The 504-nt window shown below is 44.4% G+C and carries 1 pseudogene; it reads right to left on the bottom strand.

Annotation, left to right across the window (positions count from 1 at the left end):
• Nucleotides 1–35 precede the first annotated feature (35 nt).
• Nucleotides 36–504: pseudogene (locus tag R7040_RS30380) on the bottom strand (chemotaxis protein); the annotation flags it as partial.

Here is a 504-nt window from a genome sequence, read left to right as displayed (position 1 = left end):
GCGCATTAGCGCTCTTTTTGTATCTAAACTACACGTTAGCTTTGTTTAACTTTTGTTTTCACCGCCGCTCGCTTGCCAAGCACATAACCTAAACCAAGCGGAGCGAAGAATATCGCAGCAATGAACAGAATAAAGTAGACAAGTGTGCTCTTCACTAATTCTATCAACTTGGTCATGGCGAGATTCACAACCTCTTTAGACACTCTATCCATATCCTGAGCAAACTTCTCACGTTCATGAGTGATGATCAGAGCGATCTCTTGGCGCTCTCTAGCCACCATTTCTTCTAATGCTTGTCGCTCTTCACCTAACTGAGACAAACGCGCTTCGGTTTTTTGGTCAATGTCGTCCACTAAAGGCTGCAGTTCAACCGCCATTTGTTCAGCCAAATAACGCATATACTCAGGGTTGTTATCGATGAAATCTCTCATTGAGTCAGCAGTCACTTGCAGACTGTTCAAAGCGGCATTAACCTTCTCGATGCTTGCCGAACTGTTCAACGCT

Source organism: Vibrio sp. 1069, from assembly GCF_033340555.1.
The sequence above is the reverse complement of the archived record's forward strand: the minus strand, read 5'-3'. Positions and strand labels throughout refer to the sequence as shown.